This is a genomic window from Candidatus Hydrogenedentota bacterium, assembly GCA_035450225.1.
In the GTDB taxonomy this organism is placed as follows: Bacteria; Hydrogenedentota; Hydrogenedentia; order Hydrogenedentales; family SLHB01; genus DSVR01.
This window is the reverse complement of record DAOTMJ010000042.1, coordinates 24,494-33,725: the sequence shown is the minus strand read 5'-3', so window position 1 is coordinate 33,725 and position 9,232 is coordinate 24,494. Positions and strand designations below refer to the sequence as shown.

The following is a 9,232-nucleotide window of genomic DNA, read 5'->3' as shown; positions in this document are numbered from 1 at the left end:
GGTGTCTTAAGAACGCTATCCCTAAAAAAACAGTTGTCTATTTGTTCAAAATGGCTTCTGCAAGCCGTGATTTGGACACAGATGACATATTTTATGTCCTCATTTCCTCAAAAAGAAACACCGATGTATGAATCGCTGCCGTGTCCGGAATGCGGCGCCTTGCGGATGACCCAGACAGTCGAAAACTATCGGCTGGAAAAAGGGTTGACCGTGAAGCGGCGCCGGCACTTCAAGTGTCCGTTGTGCGGCGTCCGCTTTTTTGACGATGATGCCGTGCGCCGCATCCAGGCAAAGCGGCGTAAACAGGGCGTCGCGCGCGTTGTTTGACGATTCGATTTAGGCCACAAGACCACGGCGTTTGTAAACTTGTTTGCAATCCGTATTGACGTTTGCGGCGCGTTTTGGCCTATACTTGCGCCGGTCGAATTCCCCGTGAGATGAAAGGCCGTCGGATGCGTTCCATTCACTATTTGTTTCTGTCCCTCCTGTTTTTCGCCTTCCATGCGTTTGCCGCGCCGGCGATTTTCATAAGCCCGCACGCATCGTCCATCGAGCGGACGGCGGCCCAGGAATTGCAGCGGTACTGGTTTGCGATGCACAGGGATGTGTTGCCCGTCGTGGAGACGTCTCCGTCGGACAGAAATTCTTCGGGATTCGTTGTGGCGGTGGCGGATCGCTTGCCCGGCCTGCCGGAAGCGTGGCCCTTCGGTTTGGACGTTCCAAGGGACGACGGGTACATCCTGCATACGATTCGGAACGGCAAACAGGCGCTGCTGGCGATCACCGGCGAAACGCCCGCGGGCGTTCAGCATGGCGTGTACGGTTTTCTCGAGTCGCTGGGCTGCGGCTTTTATTTTGGCGGCGATACCATCCCCCGAACCGCGCCGTCCTTCGACGAAATCGTGAAGAATGGCCCGCATGAGTCGCGATCGCCCGTGTTCGCGGTTCGCGGATCGCTGCCGTGGTACAACTTTTTCAACAGTCCCACGGCATGGGAACCGGAGGATCACAAGGCCTATATCGATCAACTGGCGAAGATGCGGTGCAATTTCGCGGGCTTCCACGCCTATGATTCAGAGCCATACGCGGCGTATGAGTTCGAGGGCAAACCGGCGGGCGGCGAACCGCTCGTCAATACATCGAAGCCCACGTGGGGAACGCAGCCCATGTCCACGGATGCGTTTTTCGCGGGAACGGGCCGTTATTTCGCCCGCGAGTATTTCGGCGCGGCGAGTTCGTTCATTCCGGATCGCAGTCAGGCCATCCATGCGGCCAAGGAGGTGCTGCGGCAGGCGTTTGCCTATGCTAAAACACGCGGGTTGAAGGTTTGCCTTGGATTCGAGATCAACGGCGATCCGTTCGATCCCGGCACGCAAAAACAATTCGACGCGCGTTTTCGGAATCTGCTGAAAGACTATCCGATGCTCGATTATGTCTGGCTATGGCAGTCGGAAGCCCAAGGCGTCAACCCCGCCATCAATCCCAAGGCCCGGTCGCTTTGGAAATCCCATGCCGATCGTTGGGCGGACGCTTTCGGCGATGTGAAGGAGCCGGAACGCCGCGAGGAAGGCGTGCGTTTGGCGTTGTTCGCCCTGCATGCCCGGCAGATCCTCAAGGCGCTTCGTCCCGACATCCAATTGGTCATGAGCGGCTGGGGCGGCGATAACTGGCTGCACTGTTCGGATTTCTATCCTGGAATGGACAAGGTTCTCCCACAAGACGTCATTTTCTCGGCGCTCGACGACATCCAACTTTCACCGGCGGTCAGCGAAGCCTATGGTCGCTTGTCTCCCCATCGCGGGCGCTGGCCCATTGTCTGGTTCGAATGGGACGGCGATCAATGGATGCCCCAGCCGAACCTGCGCGCGGCGGCGGCGGCGTGCCGCGATGCGCTAGCAAAGGGGTGTCAGGGGTTGCTCGGCATCCACTGGCGAACTCGAGGCGTGGAGGAAACCGCCACCTATTGCGCCCGTTTCGCGTGGGATCCCGATTTGACGATGGAAGGATTTTGCGAACGCCGCGCGAAAGACTTGTTCGGTCCGGAAAAGGCCGCGAAGATGGCGTCCTGCCTGATCGCGCTTCAGGACTTGGGTCCCCGTTGGGTTGGCGGATCCGGCCAAATGGAATGCGGGCCGTTTTCGTGGAGCGCCGGTCTGCCCGAAAAACGCGCCGGCCTGCAAAAGGTTGCCACGGAATTGCACGGAATGCTGTCGCCCGAGGCGCCCCCGGCATTCGATTGGCTCTTTGAACGGAAGCAATCGGGCAAGCCGTTGACGGCGATGGAAGATCTCGCGGCGCAGGTGGATTACGTCCTGGCCTTTGACGAGGCTGCGCGGCAATTCCTGCCGGACGGTCCTCTCGACCGGCTCATCGAGTCGGAGAATCCCGAAGTCATCGCGAAGTTCATCCGGGAGTCGCGTTTTTCCGAGGCGCTGCACCTGTACGCGCGCCATATCCGCAACAAGGGCGAACTGGGCGTGCTCGCCACGATCAACGCCAAGGCATGGGCGAATTTGTTGCAGCGGGCCGGCGTCGAATCCGCTGGATTGGAAAAATTGCCGGAAACGCTTGAAAACAAACCGATGCTGCTCGTTTTGCCCGACCGTGTCGTTGTTGCGGGAACACGGGACCACGCAATCCGTGTCACGCTCAAGACCCGGCCATTGGGCAAGCGGCGCTTCGACGCGATTCCGCTGGAGCGGATGGGGCGAACCACGTTCGCCTTTGCATTGCCGAAAGACAGCAACGGCCCGCTTGAATACGGAATCGAAGTCAGGGCGAAAGCCGCGCGCCTTGCATGGCCGGAGGGTTTCCCTAAAAACACGGCGACCGCCAATGTCATTCCGGCGTTTGCGCAAACGCCGCCCCCGACCCAACCGGCGGCGATTATGCCGGTATCCCCGCGCGCGACGGCCTTGCCCGAACGACACGGCGTGCGAATCGAGTGGGAAGCGCGCGATGGAGAGGCGTATGATGTTTCACGCGACGGGAAAGGCATGGCCACCGTTTTCGATGGCTGGTTCGAGGACACATCGCCGCCTTCCGGGAAATCGGTCATTTATCGTGTCGCGGCGAGGAGTGTCGCAAGCGGCCAAACGGCGACAGCCGATGTGAGGGTGGATGTCCCTGATCTGCCCTTGCCGGAGCCGCCCCAACGCATAGACGCCACCCCGCGCGCCAACCGGGTTATCTTGGGTTGGCAAAGCGATGAGCCGAACGCCTCGCGGTATCTCGTGCTCAAACGAGATGCGCACGGCAAGGTGGTCCAAGAGATTTATGTTGATGCCGATTACGGTCACTATCTGCAGATTTCCGATCAGGTTGACCCGGGGCGCGCCTATGTGTATGCCATTGCCGCGATCGCGCCGGATGGTCGCCCCGGTTTGTGGTCAAAAGAGGTTTCCATCGAAGCGTCGCGTGAACCTCTCCGGCCCGTATTACACCTCCGTTTCGACAGCGACCAGTTTCTCAAGGGCTTGACCCAACTGGCCGAAAGCGCGCTTGTGCTCGGCGGGAAGGGCTGGGCGCAATTGCCGCCGCAACCCGAATGGAACCCGAGTTATTCGTTGACTCTGGCATTGTGGGTAAAATTGGACCGGCTTGAAGGCATGCCCGTGCTGTTGAGCAAAGGCGCATGGCAGCAATCCGGCTATTTTCTCCAGATTCTCAACCGGCAGATTCGTTTCTATCTTGCGGGCGTGGACACGTTGGACGCCGGTTTGCTGCCGAAGGGCCAATGGGCCCATCTTGCGGCTACTTATGGCTTTGGCGAAATGCGCATCTACGTGAACGGTGAAATGGTCGGACGCAAGCGCGTTCAGGGCCGGCCCCGTACAAGCGACGTGCCCCTGCTGATTGGCCGGTACGGGGCAAACGACGACGCCTATTTCGTCCATGGCATGATGGACGACATCCGCATCTACGATGTCCCCCTGACCGAAACGGAAATCGCCACGCTCTACCGCGAAACGAAACGGAAATAGCGGCAAACGATTTATTCAAGTCCGAGTTGTTTCTTTTTCTTTTCGCCGGGAATGCCGTCCTTGGTCCAGCCCCGAATCTTGTAATAAACCGTTTTCATTTCATCCAGAGGCACGAGGGATTTTGGGTTGTCCGCTATTTGTGGTTCGTTGGTGAGACGTCTGGGCAGCGTGTCGTCCGCCGCGGTGAGGCCCATTCGCACATTGAAAAGCCGTTCGAGATTGAAGCCGCGTTCGCCGATGTCCTTCAGAACGCCGACGGTAACCTTCATGCCCGTCACGGCGCTGAGGGCGTGGGTGTGGGGGAGACCCGGCAGATGGATGGGGGCCATCTTGCCCGGCAGTTTGTTCAGGGCGTTCGACGCACCGCCGAGATAGGGCAGCGCCGCGTTCAGCGCCTTGGTCACGACATGATCCGGATGCGAAATGATCCATCCCGGATAGAACGAAAACATTGGGAACAGGCAGCATCCACACGCGGAAACGGCTTCGAGCAGATTCTGGTTCATGATGGTGAGGGCGGCTTTCGAACGGGTGGTATGGGGGTCCATGGCAAGGCCGAGACCTTCCATCAGGACCATGTAGCCCGCGTTCAGGTGGCAGCCGCCACGGTTCGCGGTGGCGTAGCCGAGTCCTTGTCCGGCCGCGGCGCGCGGTTCGTAGGCGGCCAGTTCCAGACCTTTTGAATGGATGGCGAATTCTGCGCCGCCGAATTTTTCCGCCAGCCGTTTCGTGCCTTCCGCAAGGAGATCACCGATCCCGCGCCGGTAGGCGATATCTTCGAAGACCTGCGCCAGATTGTCCGTTTTCCCAAATTCGAGCCCTGTTTTCCAAAGCCCTTTTTCATTCAGTTCCATGGCAAAGGCGATGACGCCGCCCGTGGTCATCGTGTCCATGCCGAGTTCATCCAACAGGACATTCCAGCGAATGATGGCATCAAGATCGCCGTTTTCGATGTTGGCTCCCAGCAGTCCCAGCGTTTCGAGTTCGGGGCCTTTGACCTTTTTCCCGTCCACCTCGACCAGCCGGCTGCAGCGGATCGGACATGTCGGGCAGCCCATGTTTTTGATCAGGCGGGTTTCGGCCAGTGTCTGGCCGGAGATATTGTCGAAACGGTCGAACTTGCCGGCCTTGAAATTGCGCGTGGCGAGCAGGCTGCGTTTTTGCATCAGGCGCAGCAGGAAGCCCGTCCCGTATTTGGGAAGTTCTTCGCCGGTCAATGGGTGTTCCTTGAGCAGTTTGACCCATGCGCGATAAACGGCCTTCATTTTTTCGCGATCATGGACGGGCGTGTCCTTACTGCCGCGCGCCGTGACCGCCTTGAGGTTTTTGGCGCCCATCACGGCGCCCATGCCCGCGCGCCCGGCCGTGCGGTCGCCGCTGAAGACGGCCGCATAACGAACGAGGTTTTCGCCGGCGGGACCGATGACGATCTTCTCGCAATCTTCGCCGAGCGTTTCCTGTGTTTCGCCCGTTGTCTTGCCCCAAAGGGAGGCGGCATCGTGGAATTGCACGGTATCTTCGGTGATTTCGATCCAGACGGGCGTGTCCGCTTTGCCCGTTACGACCAGCGCATCATACCCGGCCTTTTTCAGCGCGAGGCCGAACGGGCCGCCGCAGTTGGACGATGCCAGCAGTCCCGTAAGCGGCGACACCGCGGAAACGTTGAAACGGCTCGACGACGGCGCGCCTGTACCGGATAGCGGGCCGGTCGAAACGACCAGATAGTTCTCCGGCGCGAATCCGTCCGTGCCCGGCGCCACGTTGTCGTAGATGATTTTGGCGGCCATCGTTTTGCCGCCAAGATACATCGCACGGTCGTCGTCGCTCCATGGATATTCGCCGGACTCACGGCGAGTCAGATCAACCTTCAGTACCTTCCCCATGTAGCCGCCATATTGCGTGCCCATCGCATGGACTCCTTCCGGTTGGACTTCCCTCATTCGACAGTGCGACTTTATCACACCTTCACGCGGTCTGCCAAGTGTTTACTGCACAATGGTCCCGGGGGCTGGGGTCGCCGCACCCGATTCGCCAATCGCCTTCCGGCGCTTGTCGAGTTCCGAGGCATCGGCGTTGCGCGCTTGAGCCTCGTTCAGATAATTCCGCGCCGACGTCATGTCGCGGCCCGCGGTGGCGATGTCGCATAGGCGCAGCCAGGCCTCCGGATCGTCCGGATAGGCTTTCGTGGCTTCGTTTAATAAATCGAAAGCTCGTTGCCCCTGCCTGAATTGCAGCGCAATCTCGGACAATACGATCAGGGGTTTGCCGCCGATGGCCGGCGCGGCCTCTTTTGACAGGGCGTAAATTTTTGCGGCGTCCCAAAGGCCGGATCCCGCGCAGGTTCGCGCCAGTTCGGTCCAGGGGGGCGGCGCGCCTTCCGGCGGATCCGGCGGGTTCGGCCACTCGCGCAAGAACCCGTCGGTCGCGTTCATGCGGGCGCGAATCAATCCCATCAGCAGCCACAAGGGGTAATCGGGTGGTTGTGCGTGCATCAGATCATCAAGCGCGTAAAACGCCCTCATCGTCTGGCCGCCCAGTGCAAGACCTTGGGCCCGCTGGCGCAGACCTGCCGGATCGCGTGGATTCTTGGCCAAAACCCCTGCGGATTGAACCATGAGACCCCGGACGCGCCGGGCCAACTCGCGCGCGTGCTTGAACGGTGCTTCGGCCCGTTCGCTGTCGCTTCCGAGCGTTGCGCGTTCCAAAAGCGGTTCCGCGGCTTCAAAATGTCCTTTGGCCGACAAAGCGAGACCGTATTGGGTCAAGTCCGCGCCCGTGAGGGGCGCGAGGGCGTCGGCATGACGGAAATAGTCAACCGATGCCGCCAGATCGTCCACGTTGCCGTGTTCGGCATGCCGGTCGAAAAGCATGTGTGCAATGGACAACGCGCTTGTGCGGCGCGTCAAATCCGCGCGCAATACGGCGCGAAAGGCCTCCAAGGCGGCATCCGTTTCACCGCTTTTCATGAGAACGACGCCCAGGGCTTCACGCGCCGCACTATCATCAGGCGCTTTTTCGAGCGATTGTTGAAGACAGTCGCGTGCATGGGCGAGAAGACCTGCCGCCTCTTCCGGATTTTCAGTGGCGTTTGCGCGGGCGAGAAGGGTCAGACCGAGTTTGCGCATGGGGACGGGGGAATGAGGCGCGAGTTGGGCGGCGTGATTCCACAGCGCGACCGGATCCTGCCAGACGAAGTTGCGCAGATACGTCCCCGCGCCCGCCGACAGGACCAGCGCCGCGCAGGCGATGCCGAAGGCCGCCCGAATGCCCGGAGTACGCGACACGGCCACCAACCACGGCACGAACAAGGCGGCTCCCGCGATGGCCAGATAAGCCGCGCGTTCACCGGGATCGGCCGTCGAGGCCGTTCCGGCCAGCAAGGCCGACGCCATCCATGTCATCGCAAGCCCCGGCAGCCATTTGAACGCGGCAACGACAATTCCCACGGCCAGGGGCGCCGCAAGAAACACCCACGAGGCGGACACGGGCGCCGGGGCCGCGCTCAGGTTGATTGGAATGATAATTTTCAGCAGTGTCTGACAAGCCAAGCTGAAATCCGGCATCCGAAGCGAGGAAAACGACGACGCCCATTGGGCCGCCAGCAAAACCGCAAACAAGAACCAACAGGGGAAAAGCGACACGGCCTGCGTGGATTTGGACCGGCCCGGATAAGCGCACAGGCTCGCCGCCGTCACAATCAATACAAACGCGAGCGCGGATGTATGGGCCGCCGCGCCCAGCGCGAAGCAAACACATGAAAATGCGACAAACGAATAGCGGGGATTCGACTCGTCCCGCGTGCCGTGCAGAAAAAAGAGCAGGCCCGCCAGCACAAATGCCGCGGAGAGCAGGCATCCGCGACCGATCGCCATGACGACGCTTTCCGTTGCGAGGGGATGCAAGGCAAAGAGCAGGCCCGCCAGCATCGGAATGGCCGGCGCCACGGACCCGCCCAGCAACATGCGGCACACGAGAAACAGCAGCACGCCGTTCGCAAGGTGCAGAAAGAGGCTCGACAAGCGGTACAGGAAAGGATCTTCGCCCGCCAGTTTCCAATCGATCGCCAGATCCAGAAACGTCAAGAGGCTGGGACTGCCCACGGCGACAGCCTGCGGCGCGGTTGCCAGTGAATGTGCGGCCTCGTTTTGACACAACCAGCGCAAGTCGTCCGCGTGAAACGGAATCCTGAATGCGTTTGAATAGGCCATCACCCCCGCCGCCACAATCAGAAACCCGCACATCCAGACCTGCGCCTGCTCGAATCCCGAATCGAACGTGAAGACGGGTTTCGACAACTTCTCATCCAAGGCCACGTCGCCGGTGGATTCTTCCGCGGCCGAAGCAACGCCTTTTTTTTCGTCTGAAGACACGACTTTCAACCCTCGATACGCCAACGCGGATTATAGGAAAACACACCGGAGGTATCAATCCTTCATCCCGCAAAAAACAGCCTTGTCATGGATGCCAATTTTCCAATGATCGCCAGTATCTTGAGAGCACCGAGTTCATGAGGAAAAATTGAAAAGGGCCGCCTTGTAACGCCGATTTCCAAATCGGCTTGCTGAAACACGACATGCCGATTTGGCAATCGGCGTTACATTCCGAGATGTTTATGGCTCCGGGAGTATGGTGCGCTCAAGGTCAGAACCTTTCCGCTATGATTTACAAGCGGTTTTCGGTTCCGGAGATGATGCGCCGGATGTTCGCTCGGTGTTTCCAGACGACCAGGATGGCGATAAGGGTGGCGGCGATGCGGACGGGCAGGGAGGGTTCGAGAAACCATGCCGCGGCGGCGAGGACGGCGGCGGCGCTCATGGAACCGGCGCTCACCATGCGCGTCGCGCCGAAGACGGCGGCGAACACGACAGCGGCGATCAGTGTCGGTTTCGGACACAGTGCAAGGAACACGCCCGTGCCGGTGGCGACGCCCTTGCCGCCGCGGAACCGCAGGAAGATCGAAAACGTGTGGCCGAGGATGGCCGCCACGCCGCACGCGAGGGGAAAATGGCTCCAGTCGGAAACCGGCGCGAACAGCAGGACGGGCAGCAGCCCCTTGAGCATGTCGCCCGCCAGCGCCAGCGCGCCCCATGTCTTGCCGAGCACGCGCAAGGTATTCGTCGCGCCGATGTTTTTGCTGCCGTGTTCGCGGATATCCACACGGCAAAAGGCAAGGCCGAGCCATAACCCGGTGGGTATCGAACCCAGCAGGTACGAAAGAACGATTGCCATGTATTGCATACGCCATTGCT

General features: G+C 60.2%; 5 protein-coding genes. 2 read left to right on the top strand and 3 right to left on the bottom strand.

Translation table 11 applies throughout. The features are described from left to right. Positions 1–123: 123 nt before the first annotated feature. On the top strand, positions 124–327 hold the full coding sequence (locus P5540_16730; GenBank protein ID HRT66463.1) for a hypothetical protein: 204 nt from the start codon (positions 124–126) through the stop codon (positions 325–327). Positions 328–452: 125 nt separating this feature from the next. After that, positions 453–3,983, top strand: a complete 3,531-nt coding sequence (locus tag P5540_16725) for a hypothetical protein (protein ID HRT66462.1) — start codon at positions 453–455, stop codon at positions 3,981–3,983. Positions 3,984–3,994: 11 nt separating this feature from the next. On the opposite strand, the gene P5540_16720 is transcribed toward P5540_16725, so the two are convergent. The 3 genes from P5540_16720 to plsY all read right to left on the bottom strand — a co-directional run bounded on the left by P5540_16720 (position 3,995) and on the right by plsY (position 9,221). Further along, positions 3,995–5,890, bottom strand: a complete 1,896-nt coding sequence (locus P5540_16720) for an aldehyde ferredoxin oxidoreductase family protein (protein HRT66461.1) — start codon at positions 5,888–5,890, stop codon at positions 3,995–3,997. A gap of 78 nt (positions 5,891–5,968) precedes the next feature. Beyond that, on the bottom strand, positions 5,969–8,353 hold the full coding sequence (locus tag P5540_16715) for a hypothetical protein (GenBank protein ID HRT66460.1): 2,385 nt from the start codon (positions 8,351–8,353) through the stop codon (positions 5,969–5,971). Positions 8,354–8,645: 292 nt separating this feature from the next. After that, complete coding sequence (gene plsY, locus P5540_16710; GenBank protein HRT66459.1) at positions 8,646–9,221, bottom strand: glycerol-3-phosphate 1-O-acyltransferase PlsY; 576 nt, start codon at positions 9,219–9,221, stop codon at positions 8,646–8,648. Positions 9,222–9,232: the final 11 nt, after the last annotated feature.